This window comes from Methylobacterium sp. UNC300MFChir4.1 (assembly GCF_900110155.1).
GTDB lineage: Bacteria > Pseudomonadota > Alphaproteobacteria > Rhizobiales > Beijerinckiaceae > Methylobacterium.
Genome location: NZ_FOCS01000026.1, coordinates 51,474 through 68,421, shown reverse-complemented (window position 1 = coordinate 68,421; position 16,948 = coordinate 51,474). Strand labels below are relative to the sequence as shown.

At 71.5% G+C, this 16,948-nt stretch carries 12 protein-coding genes, 1 tRNA gene and 2 rRNA genes; 10 read left to right on the top strand and 5 right to left on the bottom strand.

Annotated features, from left to right (window positions below; all coding sequences use genetic code 11):
* The 6 genes from BMY19_RS25550 to BMY19_RS25525 all read left to right on the top strand — a co-directional run.
* A 23S ribosomal RNA gene (locus BMY19_RS25550) occupies nt 1-268 on the top strand; the annotation flags it as partial.
* Between the two features lie 167 nt (nt 269-435).
* Nucleotides 436-551: ribosomal RNA gene (gene rrf / locus BMY19_RS25545) — 5S ribosomal RNA — on the top strand.
* Nucleotides 552-660: 109 nt separating this feature from the next.
* Nucleotides 661-737, top strand: a tRNA-Met gene (locus BMY19_RS25540).
* A gap of 551 nt (nt 738-1,288) precedes the next feature.
* A complete protein-coding gene (locus BMY19_RS25535) occupies nt 1,289-1,768 on the top strand; it encodes a Ros/MucR family transcriptional regulator (RefSeq protein WP_020095549.1) in 480 nt (159 codons plus the stop codon).
* A 131-nt stretch (nt 1,769-1,899) separates the two neighbouring features.
* Nucleotides 1,900-3,357, top strand: coding sequence for a Do family serine endopeptidase (locus BMY19_RS25530; protein WP_042674063.1), 1,458 nt, complete (start codon nt 1,900-1,902; stop codon nt 3,355-3,357).
* An 87-nt stretch (nt 3,358-3,444) separates the two neighbouring features.
* Nucleotides 3,445-4,788 carry a replication-associated recombination protein A gene (locus BMY19_RS25525; protein WP_020095547.1) on the top strand — a complete coding sequence of 448 codons (1,344 nt, stop codon included), beginning with the start codon at nt 3,445-3,447 and terminating at the stop codon, nt 4,786-4,788.
* Between the two features lie 6 nt (nt 4,789-4,794).
* Here BMY19_RS25525 and BMY19_RS25520 read toward each other — a convergent pair whose 3' ends face one another.
* Nucleotides 4,795-5,259, bottom strand: coding sequence for an Lrp/AsnC family transcriptional regulator (locus tag BMY19_RS25520; protein ID WP_020095546.1), 465 nt, complete (start codon nt 5,257-5,259; stop codon nt 4,795-4,797).
* Between the two features lie 250 nt (nt 5,260-5,509).
* Here BMY19_RS25520 and BMY19_RS25515 point away from each other — a divergent pair, with 250 nt between their 5' ends.
* Together BMY19_RS25515 and ggt are read left to right on the top strand one after the other, a co-directional pair.
* A complete protein-coding gene (locus BMY19_RS25515) occupies nt 5,510-6,520 on the top strand; it encodes a 1-aminocyclopropane-1-carboxylate deaminase (protein WP_020095545.1) in 1,011 nt (336 codons plus the stop codon).
* A gap of 402 nt (nt 6,521-6,922) precedes the next feature.
* Nucleotides 6,923-8,692, top strand: a complete 1,770-nt coding sequence (gene ggt, locus BMY19_RS25510; protein ID WP_100253334.1) for a gamma-glutamyltransferase — start codon at nt 6,923-6,925, stop codon at nt 8,690-8,692.
* A 111-nt stretch (nt 8,693-8,803) separates the two neighbouring features.
* Here ggt and purD read toward each other — a convergent pair whose 3' ends face one another.
* The 3 genes from purD to BMY19_RS25495 all read right to left on the bottom strand — a co-directional run bounded on the left by purD (nt 8,804) and on the right by BMY19_RS25495 (nt 11,826).
* Nucleotides 8,804-10,078 (bottom strand): phosphoribosylamine--glycine ligase, encoded by a 1,275-nt coding sequence (gene purD / locus BMY19_RS25505; RefSeq protein ID WP_100253333.1) that lies wholly within the window; start codon nt 10,076-10,078, stop codon nt 8,804-8,806.
* A 109-nt stretch (nt 10,079-10,187) separates the two neighbouring features.
* Complete coding sequence (locus tag BMY19_RS25500) at nt 10,188-10,514, bottom strand: hypothetical protein (RefSeq protein ID WP_020095542.1); 327 nt, start codon at nt 10,512-10,514, stop codon at nt 10,188-10,190.
* 85 nt (nt 10,515-10,599) lie between these two features.
* Nucleotides 10,600-11,826, bottom strand: a complete 1,227-nt coding sequence (locus BMY19_RS25495; protein WP_056529912.1) for an oxalate decarboxylase family bicupin — start codon at nt 11,824-11,826, stop codon at nt 10,600-10,602.
* A gap of 205 nt (nt 11,827-12,031) precedes the next feature.
* On the opposite strand from BMY19_RS25495, the gene BMY19_RS25490 reads away from it, so the two are divergent.
* Both BMY19_RS25490 and BMY19_RS25485 read left to right on the top strand, forming a co-directional pair.
* Complete coding sequence (locus tag BMY19_RS25490) at nt 12,032-13,300, top strand: efflux RND transporter periplasmic adaptor subunit (RefSeq protein WP_100253332.1); 1,269 nt, start codon at nt 12,032-12,034, stop codon at nt 13,298-13,300.
* 137 nt (nt 13,301-13,437) lie between these two features.
* A complete protein-coding gene (locus tag BMY19_RS25485; RefSeq protein ID WP_100253331.1) occupies nt 13,438-15,867 on the top strand; it encodes a membrane-bound PQQ-dependent dehydrogenase, glucose/quinate/shikimate family in 2,430 nt (809 codons plus the stop codon).
* A 90-nt stretch (nt 15,868-15,957) separates the two neighbouring features.
* Here BMY19_RS25485 and BMY19_RS25480 read toward each other — a convergent pair whose 3' ends face one another.
* Complete coding sequence (locus tag BMY19_RS25480) at nt 15,958-16,893, bottom strand: dihydrodipicolinate synthase family protein (protein ID WP_100253330.1); 936 nt, start codon at nt 16,891-16,893, stop codon at nt 15,958-15,960.
* Nucleotides 16,894-16,948: the final 55 nt, after the last annotated feature.

Here is a 16,948-nt window from a genome sequence, read left to right as displayed (position 1 = left end):
CGTGGGTGTAGGAGGTTTGAGAGGCTTTGTCCCTAGTACGAGAGGACCGGGATGAACGTACCTCTGGTGGAGCTGTTGTCGCGCCAGCGGCAGTGCAGCATAGCTATGTACGGACGGGATAACCGCTGAAGGCATCTAAGCGGGAAACCCCCCTTAAAACGAGACCTCCCTTGAGGGCCGTGGAAGACGACCACGTCGATAGGCCGGGGGTGCAAGCGCAGCGACGCGTTGAGCCGACCGGTACTAATCGCCCGATTGGCTTGATCGCTCTCGTGATCCGTGTCCGGACTGGTTCGGCAGCCGAAAAGGCTGGCGAAGCCAGAGACACACGAAACAAGAAGACCCGCAGCGATGAGGCTGCATGCTTGCCGAACACAGCACTCGCCGTCGCAGCACCCTGCGACGCCCAGTGCCAAAAAAGTTGCGATGCGCCGGTCTGGTGGCCTGAGCGGCGTGCCCAGAACCCGATCCCATCTCGAACTCGGCCGTTAAACACGCCAGCGCCTATGGTACTGTGTCTCAAGACACGGGAGAGTCGGTCGCCGCCAGACCCGCCCATCGCAATCAACATTCCCTCAGCACGAACACCGATCCGGCCCCCGGACACGGCGCACGCTCACACAGAGCCCGCGTCGACCCGGACCAGCCGTACAGACTTGGCGCGGGGTGGAGCAGCCCGGTAGCTCGTCAGGCTCATAACCTGAAGGTCACAGGTTCAAATCCTGTCCCCGCAACCAAATCCGACACACAGAACCCGCCGCGCTCAACAGCGCGGCGGGTTCTGCGTTTGTCCGGCCACGGACGGAGCCCGAACGCCCGAGCGAGTTCGCGATCAGGTTGCGCCACTGGCGCACCGTCGGTCCGCTTCCAGACCCTCCGTCGCTCACCGCCGAGGTGCGGTCGCCACAAAGCGTCGTTGAGGTTGTCCTATCGGCTTTGAGGTATCGGCCAGCGACGCTCTGCGAATGCACAATCGATGGGCAGAAACGGCCTCGTAAGCTCTATAGCCGGCACCGCATCGCACCTTCGGCTGTAGAGTGCAGGCCGCGTCAGGTCGCAGGGATAAATCGGCAATATCGATTGCGCACAAGCGAGAACCTGATAGGCATTACTCCTTGAGGTTGAGCGATCAAGATCGCTCTTATTACGCTATTTGGGACCGTATACCCCAGTTCCGAATTTAAGACTTGACGCTTCTTGCGAATGCGATTGTATCAGGCGTCCGAATCGCGACGCAGTGCTTGCGTTCTGGCGAGTTTCGTCATCACGAGAAGGCAACGCACGAGACATGGCCCAGTCGAACGGCGGCTCTCTCCGCCTCGTCACGCTCGCCTCCGAGATCGTCTCGGCCTATGTGAGCCACAATCACGTGCAGAGCGCGGATCTACCCGGCCTCCTCAACGAGGTGCACGCGGCGATTCGGGGGGTCTGCGACGCCGGCCAGAGCCCGCCGATCGCCAAGGCGACCGCGCAGGAGATCCGGCGCTCGATCAATCCGGACTTCCTGATCTCGTTCGAGGACGGGAAGCCCTACAAGACGCTGCGCCGGCACCTCACCCTGCGCGGCCTGACGCCGGAGGCCTACCGCGCCAAGTGGGGCCTCGCCTCGGACTACCCGATGACGGCCCAGAGCTATTCCGAGCAGCGCTCGCAGCTCGCCCGCTCCCTGGGCCTCGGGCAGCCGCGCGCCGCGGCGCCGGAACCCGAAGCCGAGCCCGCGCCGCAGCCCGCCGGGAAGCGGCGGGCGCGCAGCAAGGAAGCCGTCTGACGGCGACACGCCCCGCCTGCGGCGAAGGTGTCGTCGACCTGCCGCAATCGGCCTCGATAGCGTGGGGCCGCACGGTGCGCCTGCCTTGTCTCGGCCTGGACGGCGCGCCCGCCCAGACGCCGGAGCCCTGCATGCTGACCCGCCTCACCCTGCCCGCCCTCGTCGCAGCCCTGCTGGCCGCCAGCCCGGCCGCGGCGCAGATGGCGCGGACGGAGACCCGGGAGCCCGCGAAGGACGGCACCGCGAAGGTCGTGCCGCTGAGCAAGGCCGACGTGCAGCTCTCCTTCGCCCCCGTGGTGAAGCGGGCCGCGCCCTCGGTGGTGAACGTCTACGCCTCCCACGTGGACAAGCGCTCCAGCGCGCGCACCAGCGCCATGGAGGAGTTCATGCGCCGCTTCTTCGGCGAGCCGGAGGGCGGCCGCGGCCCCCGGGGTGACCGGGCGCAGCGCTCCCTGGGCTCGGGCGTGCTGGTCGATGCCGACGGGCTCGTGATCACCAACAACCACGTCATCGACAACATGAACGAGGTGCGGATCGCCCTGGCGGATCGCCGCGAGTTCGAGGCCACGATCGTGATGCGCGACACCCGCACCGACCTCGCGGTGCTCAAGATCAAGGAACCGCCGAAGGGCCTCGTGCCGATGCCGTTCGGCGATGCCGACGCCCTGGAGGTCGGCGACTTCGTGATGGCGATCGGCAACCCGTTCGGCGTCGGCCAGACGGTGACGCAGGGCATCGTCTCGGCGCTGGCGCGCACGCAGGTCGGCTCCGCGGACTACCAGTACTTCATCCAGACCGACGCGGCGATCAACCCAGGCAATTCCGGCGGCGCGCTGGTGGACCTGCGCGGCCAACTCGTCGGCATCAACACCGCGATCTACTCGCAGTCGGGCGGCAGCCACGGCATCGGCTTCGCGATCCCGGTGGGCATGGTCAAGGCGGTGGTCGACGCCGCCCGGGACGGGGCGAACGTCGTGCGCCGGCCCTGGCTCGGGGCGCGCATCCAGAGCGTGACGCCCGACATCGCCGACAGCATGGGCCTCGACCACCCGACCGGCGTGCTGGTGGCGAGCCTCCAGCCCAAGAGCCCGGCCGAGGAGGCGGGCCTGAAGCGCGGCGACCTGATCCTCACGGTCGACGGCCAGGAGGTCGCCGATCCGGAGGCCTTCGGCTACCGCTTCGCCCTGAAGGGCGTGCAGGGCCACGCCCGGTTCGGGATCCTGCGCGGCACGACCCGTCAGACGGTCCCGGTCAAGCTCGCCCCGGCTCCCGAGACGCGTCCCCGGGACGCGCTCAAGGTGAAGACCCGCTCGCCCTTCCTCGGCGCGACCCTCGTCAACACCTCGCCGGCGGTGGCCGAGGAGATGCAGGTGGACTTCCCGGCCGAGGGCGTGGCCGTGCAGGCGGTGGACGAGAACTCCATCGCGGCCCGGGTCGGGCTGCAGAAGGGCGACGTGATCGTGGCGGTCAACGGCGTGCCGATGGCGACCACGAAGGATCTCGACCGGGTCACCCGCAACAGCCTCAATTCCTGGGAGGTCGCGATCAACCGCAACGGCGAGATCCTGACCTCGGTGTTCGGCGGCTGATCCCGTCGCGGGGCGCCAGGTCCGTGGCCGTGGGCAAGCCCCGGCTCCCGGCTTGCGCCCCCGGCCGCGCCCGGTGTTGATGCGCGGATGTCCGACCTGTTCGCCTCCGCGGAGACACCCGCCGCGCCGGATCCCGGCCGCGCCCCCGGCGCCGAGGCCGCCCGCCCGCTGGCGGACCGGCTGCGCCCGCAGACCCTCGCCGAGGTCGTCGGCCAGGAACACCTGACCGGGGAGGGCGGGGCGCTCACGCGCCTGCTGCGGGGACGGACGCTCGGCTCGCTGATCTTCTGGGGGCCGCCCGGCACCGGCAAGACCACGGTGGCGCGGCTGCTCGCCCAGGGCACCGACCTGCATTTCGAGCAGATCTCGGCGATCTTCTCCGGCGTGCCCGACCTGCGGAAGGTGTTCGAGGCGGCGCGCAAGCGGCGGGCGACCGGGCAGGGGACCCTGCTGTTCGTCGACGAGATCCACCGGTTCAACCGGGCCCAGCTCGACGCCTTCCTGCCGGTGATGGAGGACGGGACCGTCACGCTGGTGGGCGCGACGACGGAGAACCCGTCCTTCGAGCTGAACGCCGCGCTCCTGTCCCGCGCCCGGGTGCTGCTGTTCCGGGCCCTCGATCCGGGCGCCGTCGCGCGGCTGCTGGTCCGGGCCGAGGCGCTGACGGGCCAAGCCCTGCCGCTTACCGAGGAGGCGCGCGGCGTTCTGGTCCGCATGGCCGACGGCGACGGCCGCGCGGCCCTGACCCTGGCGGAAGAGGTCTGGCGCTCGGCCCGCCCCGGCGAGACCCTCGACGCCGAGGCGCTGCAAGCGATCGTGCAGCGGCGCGCGCCCATCTACGACAAGGCGCAGGAGGGCCACTACAACCTGATCTCGGCGCTCCACAAGACCGTGCGCGGCTCGGATCCGGACGCGGCGCTCTACTATCTCTGCCGGATGCTCGATGCCGGGGAGGACCGGCTGTTCATCGCCCGCCGGCTCGTGCGCATGGCGGTGGAGGATATCGGGCTCGCCGACCCGCAGGCGCTGGTGGTGGCCAACGCCGCCAAGGACGCGTTCGACTTCCTCGGCAGCCCCGAGGGCGAGTTGGCCCTCGCCCAGGCGGCGATCTACCTCGCCTGCGCGCCGAAATCGAACGCCGTCTACGAGGCCTACAAGGCCGCGACGCGGCTGGCCAAGGAGGCGGGCTCCCTGCCGCCGCCGCGGACCATCCTCAACGCGCCGACCAAGCTGATGAAGCGGATCGGCTACGGCGAGGGCTACCGCTACGACCACGACGAGCCCGACGCCTTCTCGGGCCAGGATTACTGGCCCGACGCGCTCGGGCGCCAGCACCTCTACCAGCCGACCGAGCGGGGCTACGAGACCCGGCTCGCCGAGCGCCTCGACCGGTGGGAGGCGCTGCGCAAGGCGCGGCGCGGGGAGGGGTAGGGGGCCTCACAGATCGAGCGGCGCGTTGTCGATCACCTCCTTCATCACGAAGAAGGTCCGGGTCTGGCGCACCCCCGGCAGGCCGATCAGCGTGGCGCTGTGGAGGCGGTTGAAGTCGGCCATGTCGGAGACCCGGATCTTCAGCATGTAGTCGAAGTCGCCGGCCACGAGGTGGCAGTCGAGGAGCGCGGGGATCGCGCGCACGGCCGCCTCGAACTCCGAGAAACTCTCGGGCGTCGAGCGGTCGAGCACGACGCCGACGAAGACCAGGGTGCCGCGCCCGACCCGCATCGGATCGATCAGCGCCCGGACCGCCCGCACGAACCCGTCCGCGAACAGGCGCTGGATCCGGCGATGGCAGGTGGCCGCACTGGTGCCGACCCGCTCGGCGATCTCGGCATTCGCCATGCGCCCGTCCGTCTGGAGGAGGCGGAGGATCTTCTGGTCGATCCGGTCGAGCCCTGCGGACATGGATGATTCTTCCGGATGCGACGCGAAATCCGGAATACTCCGTAGCCAGCCTAGTCAGCAGCGCAAGTCAAGATCTGTTCGCGCTCGAAGATCGAGAGCACCTTTCATCCCGGATCGGGTAGTTTCTCCCCGCGCCTCGAAGACGGAGCCGGGCCTCGCGCCGGGCCGTCGCCGAGGCCTCGCTTCGACGCGCCCGGGCGGACCGAGACCGCTGCTGCCCCGGGGGCGCCCCGAGACCCGGAGAGACCCGATGCTGGACAAGTTCGAGCGCTATCCCCTGACCTTCGGCCCGACGCCGATCGAGCCGCTCAAGCGCCTGACGGCCCATCTCGGCGGCGAGGTCGAGTTGTACGCCAAGCGCGAGGATTGCAATTCCGGGCTCGCCTACGGCGGCAACAAGCTGCGCAAGCTCGAGTACATCGTGCCGGACGCGATCAAGAGCGGCGCCGACACGCTTGTGTCGATCGGCGGCGTGCAGTCGAACCACACCCGCATGGTCGCGGCGGTGGCCGCCAAGATCGGGATGAAGTGCCGGCTGATCCAGGAGGCCTGGGTGCCCCACGAGGACGCCGTCTACGACCGGGTCGGCAACATCCTCCTGTCGCGGATCATGGGCGCGCAGACGCAGCTCGTGGATGACGGGTTCGACATCGGCATCCGCGATTCGTGGAAGCGCGCGCTCGCCGAGGTCGAGGCCGAGGGCGGCAAGCCCTACGCGATCCCGGCCGGCGCCTCCGTGCACAAGTACGGCGGGCTCGGCTACGTCGGCTTCGCGGAGGAGGTGCGCAAGCAGGAGGCCGAGATGGGCCTGCGCTTCGACTACGTGGTGGTCTGCACGGTGACGGGCTCGACCCATGCCGGCATGCTGGTGGGCTTCTCGGCCGACGGGCGCGCCCGCAACGTCATCGGCATCGACGCCTCCTGCACCCCGGCCCAGACCAAGGCCCAGGTCCTCGACATCGCCCAGAACACCGCCGCCCTGGTCGGCGCGGGCGACATCGTGGCCGACGACGTGGTTCTCAACGAGGATTACGCCTACCCGGTCTACGGCGTGCCCTCCAAGGAGACCGTGGAGGCGATCCGCCTCTCGGCCCGGCTCGAGGGGATGATCACCGACCCGGTCTACGAGGGGAAGTCGATGCAGGGCATGATCGACCTCGTGAAGAAGGGCTTCTTCCCGAAGGGCTCGAAGGTGCTCTACGCCCATCTCGGCGGCGCGCCGGCGCTGAACGGCTACAGCTACACGTTCCGCAACGGCTGAGGCCTTCGGCGGCGCCGTCCTTGCGAGCGGAGCGAAGCAATCCAGCAGCGCCACGCTTCCTGACGTGGCGCGACCCTGGGTCACTTCGCTGCGCTCGTGATGACGGAGAGGGGCATCTCAACCGAACCGTTCCAGCGAAACCGAGTGAGGCGGATCGGCCCGATCCCTCACCGCCCTTCGCCCCTCTCATCCTGCGGTGCTGTGCAGCGGGCTCGGAGGGGCTCGGAGGGGCTCGGAGGGGCTCGGAGGGGCTCGGAGGGGCTCCGGAAGTCTCGCGAGCCGTCGGAGGCTCCTTCGCGGCGGCTTCGCCGCCCCTCGGGATGCGGTGATCGGACGGGTCCAGCGACTCCAGCGCATGGTCCCCTATATGACGGCGCGGGACCCGCACCGGAGAGGGCAGGGATGATCGCACCGACACGCGCGCTGCTCCTCACGGCCCTGCTCGCCCTGGGCGCGCCCGCTGCGCGCTCCGCCTCGGGACCGGCCGTCGAGGCCGAGAACGGGATGGTGGTCTCGTCCCAGCGCCTCGCCTCGCAGGTGGGCGCCGACATCCTGAGGGCCGGCGGCAACGCCGTCGACGCCGCGGTGGCAGTCGCTTACGCCGAGGCGGTGGTGAACCCCTGCTGCGGCAACATCGGCGGCGGCGGTTTCCTGGTGCTCCACAGCGCCGACGGGCGCAGCCGCTTCATCAATTTCCGCGAGACCGCCCCGGCGGCCGCCACCCGGGACATGTATCTCGACGCTGCCGGCAACGTCGTGAAGGGCGCGAGCCTGCGCGGCTGGAAGGCGGCCGGCGTGCCCGGGACGGTGCTCGGCCTCAACACCGTCCTCGCCGCGTACGGGACCCTGCCGCTGGCGCGGGTAATGGCGCCGGCGATCGCGCTCGCCCGGGACGGGTTCGTGCTGACCCGGGGCGACACCGACATCCTCGAATCCGGCACGAAGCTGTTCGCGGGCCAAGCGAACGTCGCCCGGATCTTCCTGCGCCCGGACGGCAGCCCCTGGCGGCCCGGGGACCGGCTGGTCCAGGCCGACCTCGCCCGCACCCTCCAGGCCATCGCCGACCACGGCGCGGACGCGTTCTACCGGGGCGCGATCCCGGACGCCGTGGAGGCGGCGTCGCGGGCGGGCGGCGGCCTGCTGACGGCGGCCGACTTCGCCGCCTACACGGTGACGCAGTCCGAGCCGCTCACCTGCCGCTACCGGGGCGCCACGATCCTGTCGGCGCCCCCGCCCTCGTCCGGCGGCACCACGCTCTGCGAGATCCTCAGCATCCTCGACGGCTACGACCTGCGGGCCGCCGGGTTCAACTCGGCCCGGACCGTACACCTGATGGTCGAGGCGATGCGGCGCGCCTACGCGGACCGCAACCTGCTGCTCGGCGACCCGGCCTTCGTGGAGAACCCGGTCGACCGGCTGGTGTCGCCGGCCTACGCGGAGACGCTCCGGGCCTCGATCCGCCCGGACCGGGCGACCCCATCGGCGGAGATCCGCCCGGATCCCGGCCCGGAGCCGCGGGAACGGCCCGAGACCACCCACATCTCGGTGATGGACAAGGCCGGCAACGCGGTCGCGCTGACCTACACGATCAACGGCTATTTCGGCGCCGGGGTGATCGCCGGCGACACGGGGTTCTTCCTCAACGACGAGATGGACGACTTCACCGTCAAGACCGGGGTGCCGAACCTGTTCGGCCTCGTGCAGGGGACCAGGAACGCGATCCAGCCGGGCAAGCGCCCGCTCTCGTCCATGGCGCCCACGATCGTGCTGCGCGACGGCAAGGTCGCACTGGTGGCGGGCTCGCCGGGGGGCTCGCGGATCATCACGATCAACTCGCAGACGCTGATCAACGTGCTCGATTTCGGCATGGAGCCGCAGGAGGCGGTGGACGCCCCGCGCATCCATCACCAGTGGCTGCCCGACACGGTCTACGCCGAGCCCTTCGCGCTCTCGGCGGACACCCAGGCCATCCTCAGGGGCATGGGCCACACGATCGTCGAGCAGAGGCCCTGGGGGGCGCAGGAGCTCATCGCGGTCCGGGCCGCGGCGCCCGTGCTTCCGGAGGCCGCGTCGTCGGGCAACGACGCCTCGCGCACGGAGCGGATGCGGCCGGGTCTGCTCTACGGTGCCAACGACAACCGCCGGCCGGCCGGCGCGGCGGTGGGGGAGTAGGGGGCGGGCGGCTTGACGCGGACAACCCCGTCATTCCGGGCACGCCGGCCTCGTCCGGGAGGGCAGGGTGGGGTGGGGCCCGGGACACCCGCCACGAGCGAGACCGGGGGTTCAGCCCTCTCCCGCCTCCCGCGCCACCGCGCGGAACCCGATGTCGCGCCGGCAGAAACCCTCCGGCCAGTCGATCCGGGCCACCGCCGCGTAGGCGCGGGCCTTGGCGTCCGTGACGCTGTCGCCGAGGGCCGTCACCGCCAGGACCCGGCCGCCATCGGCGAGCAGCTGCCCGTCCTCGGCGCGGGTGCCGGCTTGGAACACGTGGACCCCGTCGCCCTCGGCGGCGTCGACGCCCCGGATCACCGAGCCCCGGACCACGGCGCCCGGATAGCCGGCCGCCGCCATCACCACGGTGAGGGCCGCCCGGTGCGGATCGAATTCCAGGCTCACGCCGGAGAGGTCGCCCTCGCAGGCCGAGAGCAGGGCCGGCACGAGGTCGGAGGCGAGGCGCGGCATCAGCACCTGCGCCTCGGGGTCGCCGAAGCGGGTGTTGTACTCGATCAGCTTGGGGCCGTCGGCGGTGAGCATCAGGCCGGCGTACAGGATGCCGGTGAACGGGCAGCCGCGGGCCCGCATGCCGGCAAGCGTCGGCGCGATGATCTCGGCCATGACCCGGGCCTCGATCTCCGGGGTGACCACCCGGGCCGGGGAATAGGCGCCCATGCCGCCGGTATTGGGCCCCCGGTCCCCGTCGAAGACCCGCTTATGGTCCTGGGCGGTGCCGAGGGAGATCGCCCGCGTGCCGTCGCACAGGGCGAAGAAACTCGCCTCCTCGCCGAACAGGCACTCCTCGACCACGACCTCGGCGCCGGGCTCGGCGAAGAGGCCGGTCAGCGCGTCCTCGGCCTGGTCGACCGTCTCGGCCACGGTGACGCCCTTGCCGGCGGCGAGGCCGTCGGCCTTCACGACGATCGGGGCGCCCTGCTGGCGGACATAGGCCAGCGCCGGCTCCAGGTCGGAGAAGCGCGCGAAGGCGGCGGTCGGGATGTTGCAGGCGGCGCAGAGATCCTTGGTGAAACCCTTCGAGCCCTCGAGCCGGGCGGCGTCGCGGGTCGGCCCGAAGGCGCGGATCCCGGCGGCCTTCAGGTCGTCCACCAGGCCGGCGACGAGGGGCGCCTCGGGCCCGACCACCACGAGGCCGATCGACTCCGCCGCGCAGAAGGCGGCGACGGCCGCGTGGTCCGTGACCTTGAGGTCCGGCCGGTTGGTCCCGTGGCGGGCCGTGCCGGGATTGCCCGGCGCCGTGAACAGGCGGGTGCAGAGCGGGCTCTGGGCCAGTCGCCAGGCCAGGGCGTGCTCGCGGCCGCCGGAGCCGATCAGCAGGATATTCATGCGCACGCCACCATGGGCCCAGCTTCTGGGGGAAGCGTGCCCGCGGGAAAAGGTTTTTTTCGGGCTTTCCCCGCTCTGCGCGGATATCCCGGCGGCGTGGAGGCCGATGTCAGCAGCCGGTGCAGACGCTCGTGTTGAGGCCACCGCCCCGCCGCACGATCCCGTTGCGACCGATATGGCGGCCCCGGTACACATCCCCGCGGACGCCCCGATAGGGCAGGTAGGGCCCGAAGGAATCGGCCTGGACGTTGCGCTGGAACGTCTGGTTCAGCGTGTTGAAGTCCGAGACCCGCTGCTGGTTGAGCGACCGGATCTGGCCCTGCAGGGCGAATGAGGCGTTGGCGGCATTCGGGTCGTTCTGCTGCACCTGCGCCGAGGCGGAGCCCGCCGGGAGGGCGAGCGCCAGGGCGAGGAGCGCGCGGGACGCGGCACGCATGGGTCCCTCCGTGCGAGAGTCGAGCGGGTTTCGGAAACGCTTGTGCGAGTCGACGCGCCAGGATCGGTCCGGGTTCCCGGGCGCGTCAACCCGGCACAACGGGGGACTTCGTCTCCGGCAGGGCCTCAAGGCGCTCGGGATCCAGCCCGGTATGGGCCTGAACCAGGGGGTGCGGGGTCAGGGCCAGCCACTGCGTCAGGGAGATGTCGGCGTAGCGCGGGCTCTTAAACATCTCCAGGAATGTCAGGGTCGTGTCGCCGGTATTCTCGATGTAGTGCCCCATGGCGAAGGGCACGTAGCCGACGTCGCCGGCCCGGTAGTCGAAGGTGCGGGCCTTCGATTCCGAGCCGAACACCGTCATCCGGCCCTGGCCGGAGAGGTAGTACTGCCACTCGTCGCTGTTCGGGTGCCAGTGCAGCTCGCGCAGCCCCCCGGGCTCGACCTCGACCAGGGCCGCCGCGATCGTCACGGAAGCCGGGAACACCGTGGAATCGGTGATGCGCACGCTGCCGCCCCGGGTGCGGACCGGCTCCTGTGCCAGCATACGGTGGCTGAAGGTCTTCGGCACCGGCCCGGAGCCGCCCATCCTGTCGGCCGCGAGCGGGCCGGGTTTCGGGCCGGGGAAGATGTAGAGCTCCTTCTCGGGGATCCTGGCGAAGGCGCTCTCGGGCAGGCCGAAATTCTTGGCGAGCACGTCCCGGGGCGTGTGGGCCAGCCAGTCGGTCAGCAGGAAGGTGGAATCCTCCGAGAAACCGCCGTCGTCGAAGACGAGCAGGAACTCGCACCCGTCGATCCCGTCGGCGGCGAGTCCCTGGATGGAGTGCGGGATGCCGCCCGGGAAGTACCAGAGGTCGCCCGCGCCGACATCGTCCGCGAAGGTGCGCCCGTCCTGGTCGACCGCGGTGATCCGGGCCTTGCCCTTGATCATGTAGGCCCACTCGGATTCCTTGTGCCAGTGCATCTCGCGGACCGCGCCGGCCTTGAGCCGCATGTTGACCCCGGCCATGGCCTTGGAGACGGGCAGCTCGCGGATCGTGGTCTGGCGCGCCCAGCCGCCCTCCTCCAGCCGCATGTGGCTGTCCGCGAAGGACCATTTCAGGTTCGGCATGGTGCCGTGGTCGGTGGCGGGCGGCGCCAGGGTGAACGGCTCCTCGGCGGCGCGGGGCCGGTTCTGCGGGCCCAGGATGTCGGCGCCCTTGCCGCCGCGCTCGGGGAGGCGCGGGGCCGGCCCGGCGGATTGCGCCGCGGCGGAGGACGCGGCCATCGCGCCGCCGGCGGCTGCGATGACGGCGCGCCTGGAGATCTCGGTCATCGTGGATGGGTCCCTGAGTCCGTGGCAGGGAAACCGGTCGCGTGCTCGGAGGATCCGCGGGCGGGCCGCGCTGTGCGCTGCGGCATCTCGCCCGGAGCCCGCGCGCGGTCTATGCATTGAAGACGGCGCATTGAATACGGCGGCGCACGCGTCCCGGCCGGGCGCCGAGGCGGCGGTTCAGGCGCGGCGCGACCCGAGGGCGAGGATGGCGGACCGGGACAGTTCAGCCACGGACGGAACCGTCCCGCCCGCCCGCGGCGGCCGCCGGTGGCTCGCCCTGCTGGCGCTGGCGGGCCTCGGCGTCCTCGGATACCGCCTGTGGCCGGACGCGTCGCGCGCGGCGAGTCCGCCCGCCGCCGAGGCGAAGCCGCCGACCGTGCGGGTCGCCGCCGCGGCCCGGGCCTCCGACACCCTGAGCCTGACCCAGACGGGCACCACCCAGGCGTTCGACATCGCGAGCCTCTACCCGCGGGCGACCGGCTACATCGTCGAGCGCAAGGTCGATATCGGCTCGCACGTGAAGGCGGGCGACCTGCTGTTCCGGATCAGCGCGCCCGACCTCGACCAGCAGCTGGTCCAGGCCCAGTCGCAGGTGCTGCAGCTCCAGGCGGCGCTGATCCAGGCGCGGGCGATGGTGGATCAGGCCGAGGCCAACCGCCACCTCGCCGACGTGACCAACCGGCGGACCTCGACGCTCGCCGGCACCGGGGTCGAGACCCGGCAGAACGCCGACACCTCCCAGGCCGGGGTGCTGGCGCAGACCGCCAACGTCGACGCCGCCAGGGCCGCCGTGAAGGTCGCGGAGGCCAACATCGCCGCCCAGGAGGCGCAGGTCGCCCGGCTCAAGGTCCTGACCGGCTTCGAGGAGATCCGCGCGCCCTTCGACGGGGTGGTGACGGCCCGCAACAACGACGTCGGCGACGCGGTCACGGCGGACACGAATACGGGGGCGCCGCTCCTCACGCTGAACCGGGACGACGTGCTGCGCATGGCGGTGAACGTGCCGCTCTACGCCGCCGACGGCGTCCGCGACGGGCTGGCCGCCTCGGTCGAGGTGGCGCAGATCCCGGGCCGGATCTTCCCCGGCACGGTCTCGCGCTCGTCGACGACGCTGCTCTCGGCCGCGCGCACGCTGGTCACGCAGGTCGACATCCCCAACCCCGACGGGGCGCTGCGGCCGGGACTCTACATCACGATCACGCTGGAGATCCCGCGGGTCTCGCCCGCCGTGACGGTGCCGAACGACGCGCTGATCTTCGACCAGCACGGGACCCGCGTGGCCGTGGTCGAGGCGGCCGGGGACGGGGGGGGCGTGGTGCGGATGCGCCCCGTCACGATCTTCCGCCAGACCCGCACGCTCCTGGAGCTGCGCGACGGTCTGAACGGCGGCGAGCGCGTCGTCGTGGGGCCGCCGGCCTCGCTGCGCGACGGCGACCGGGTCACCCTGCGTCCGGAGGACCGGGCCGGAGCGTGAGCGGCGGCGCCCGGCAGCCTTGTCCAGCCTTGGGACAGCTACGGCGGCGATAAGCCGTCGGGCATGCGGCGGCGCCGTGGGGGCTCAGCTTCCGGCGCCGCCGTGACCGGCCGGCTCAGGAAGCGGATACCACCGCCGTGGCACTCGGAACGATAGCGCTGTCGATCGCGCTGCTCGGGCTCGCCCTCGCGAGCTTCGGTCTGACACTGGCCCTCGCGGGCGGGTCCTGGTTCTACGTCGCCCTGGGCTTGGGCGTGCTGGTCTCCGGCGTCGAGCTGCTCCGGCGACGCCAGAACGGCCTCCGGATCTACGCCCTGGTGCTGGCGGCGGCCTTCGTGTGGACGCTCGGCGAGGTCGGATTCGACAAGTGGCAATGGATCCCGCGCGGGGGCCTGCTCCTCCTCGTCGGGCTCGTGCTCTGCCTGCCCTCCGTGGTGCGGCGCCTGCGCGACGCGCCCGAACGGCCCTGGACGCCCGGCCTCGGGAACGGTCCGCTCGCCCTCCGGGTCGTCGTCCTGCTGATCGCGGCCTCGGGCGCCGCGTCCTGGTTCGTCGACCCGGTCGAGACGCGGGGCAGCCTGCCGAAGGTCGCGGGGGCGGGGCCGGCCGCCGTCGATCCGAGCGGCGTTCCCTATCCGGCCGACGACTGGGTCGCCTATGGCGGCACCAATCTCGGCCAGCGCTACTCGGCGCTGGCGGATATCGGCACCGCCAATGTCCGGGGCCTCGCCGTGGCCTGGGAGCACCATACCGGCGACCTGCGCGGCGACAGCCGGGCGGATCCGAAGGAATTCACCTTCGAGGCCACGCCGATCAAGGTGAACGGGCTGCTCTACCTCTGCACGCCGCACAACATCGTCCAGGCCCTGGAGCCCGAGACCGGCCGGCTGGTCTGGGCCTTCGACCCGAAGATGGCGCGGGACGGCCAGTACCAGCACCAGACCTGCCGCGGCGTGTCCTACAACGACTCGGCCGGCTACGCGCCGCCCGCCGAGACCGACGCCGACCGGGCCGCCGCCGTCGCGGCCGCGGTCGCCGAGTGCCCGCGCCGGATCATCGCGGCCTCGGTCGACGCCCGCCTCTACGCGCTGAACGCCGAGACCGGCGCCCCGTGCAGGACCTTCGGGGCGGACGGGTTCGTCGACCTGAAGGCGCAGATGCCGAACCTCCGGCGCGCCGCCTATCAGCAGACCTCGGCGCCGCTGGTGACCCGGAACCTCATCGTCCTCGGCAGCGCGATCGCCGACAACTACTACGCGGACAACCCCTCGGGCGTGATCCGCGCCTTCGACGTGCGCACCGGCGCGATCGTCTGGAAGTTCGACGCCGGCAAGCCCGACGCGACCGCGCCGCTGCGGCCCGGCGAGTCGTACGAGCCCAACTCGGCGGTGGCCTGGACGCAGTTCTCGGCCGACGAGGCGCTGGGGCTCGTCTACGTGCCGTTCGGCAACCGGGCGCCCGATCAGGTGGGCGTGGCCCGGTCGAAGGCGGACGAGGCCCTCATCGACGCCCTGGCGGCGCTGGATCTGGAGACGGGCGCGCTGCGCTGGGCGTTCCGGACCGCGTATCACGACCTGTGGGACCGCGATAACCCGTCCCAGCCGGTCCTCCTCACCCTGCCGCAGGGCGAGGAGACGGTGCCGGCGATCCTGATCCCCACCAAGGTCGGCAACGTCTGGGTCCTCGACCGCCGCACCGGCGCCCCGGTCCGGCCGGTCTCCGAAATTCCGGTCTCGACCCGGACCGACATCCCGGGGGAGACGCCGTCCCCGGTCCAGCCGATGTCGTCCCTCCGCTTCACGCCGGCGCCGCTGACGGAGGCCGGCATGTGGGGCGTCACGCCCTTCGACCAGATCCAGTGCCGCCTCGCCTTCCGGTCGAATCGCTACGACGGCAACCCGTTCACACCGCCCCAGGCGTCGGAGGGCGCGATCGTCTGGCCCGGCAATATCGGGGTGTTCAACTGGGGGTCGGTGGCGGTCGATCCGGTCCATCACTGGATGATCGCGACGCCGCAATACCTGCCCTACATCTACCGCCTGCTCCCGCGCCCGCCGGGCGAGCCGGAGAGGCGCCTCCTCGGTGCCGATCCCGAGGCGAGCCCGGTCAACGAGAATCTCGGCGGCCGCTACGCGATCTCGATCGCGCACATGCGCTCCGCCCTCGGCATCCCCTGCAGCGCGCCGCCCTGGGGCATGCGCGTCGGCGTGAATCTCGCCGACGGCACCGTCGCCTGGAAGCGCCGCAACGGCACGGTCGCGGGGCAGAAGGTCGGCGGTCTGGCCGTCCCGCTTCCCCTGGAGATGGGCATGCTGGCCCACGGCGGCACCCTGACCACGGCGGGCGGCGTCGCGTTCACGGCCGCCACGCTCGACGACCGCATCCGCGGCTACGACATGCAGACCGGGGAGATCCTGTGGTCCACGACGTTGCCGGCCGGCGGCCAGGCCACCCCGATGACCTATCGCGGCAGGGACGGCCGGCAGTACGTGGTGATCGCAGCGGGCGGGCACGGCTCGCTCGGAACCACGCCGGGCGATTCGGTCATCGCCTACAGGCTCGAGTGAGCCGTCGCGCGCCGGACGCAACCCGGCAGCCGCGGCGGGTTGAGCGAGGGCCCCGGCCTTCCGGCCGGGGCAGGGCGCGGCGGGGGCGGTCTAGGCCGCGAGACGGGCCCGCGCGTCGGTGCGGGCGAGGCGGGCCAGCAGGTACTCGACCTCGGCCTTCGCCTGCGCGGTCAGCGCCTGCGACGGCTTGCGCTGCGCGTCGGACGCGAAGATCCCCCGGCGCATGAACACGTATTTGCGGACCGCGAGCCCCAGCGGGCCCTGCTGCTGCTCGTAGCGGAGATAGGGGAGGTGGGCGTCGAACAGGTCGTGGGCGGCGTCGCGCTCGCCGGCCCGGCCGAGGCGGACCACGTCGACCAGCATCTCCGGGAAGGCGTAGCCGGTATTGGCCCCGTCGGCGCCGCGCTCGGTCTCGAAATCGAGGAACAGGCCGCCATTGCCCACGAGGATGGAGATGTGGCGCATCGAGCCGTCCGCCTCGAAGCCGCGCAGCGTCGAGATCTTCTCCAGTCCCGGCCAGTCCTCGTGCTTGAGCATCACGCAGGAGGGGTTTTCCGACACGATCCGGCGGATCACGCCGGGGGTCATCTGGACCGAGAAGGTGAGGGGATAGTCCTGAAGCACGAAGGGCACGTCCGGGCCCACGGCCTCGGCGGCATTCCGATAATAGCCGACCACCTGGTCATCGGTGCGGAGCGTGTTGGGCGGCGCGATCATCACCCCGGCCGCGCCCAGCTCCATCACCTCCCGGGCGAGCGACCGCATGGCCGCGAAGCCCGGCGCCGTGACACCGACGATCACCGGCAGCCGGGTGCGCCCGAGGACGCGCCGCGCCACGGCGATTCCCTCCGCGTGGTCGAGCTTGCCGGCCTCGCCGAGCTGGCCGAGGATCGTCAGGCCGTCGACGCCGGCCGCCCCGAAGAAGTCGGTCATCCGGTCGAGGGAGACCTCGTCGATCCGGCCGTCCGGATGGAACGGGGTCGGCGCGATCGGGACGACGCCGCCGATGTCGCTGGTGAGGGGCATGCCGGTCTCCGCGCTGCTGCGGCGGCCGCCGGCCGCCGGGTGGCATGCCCCATAC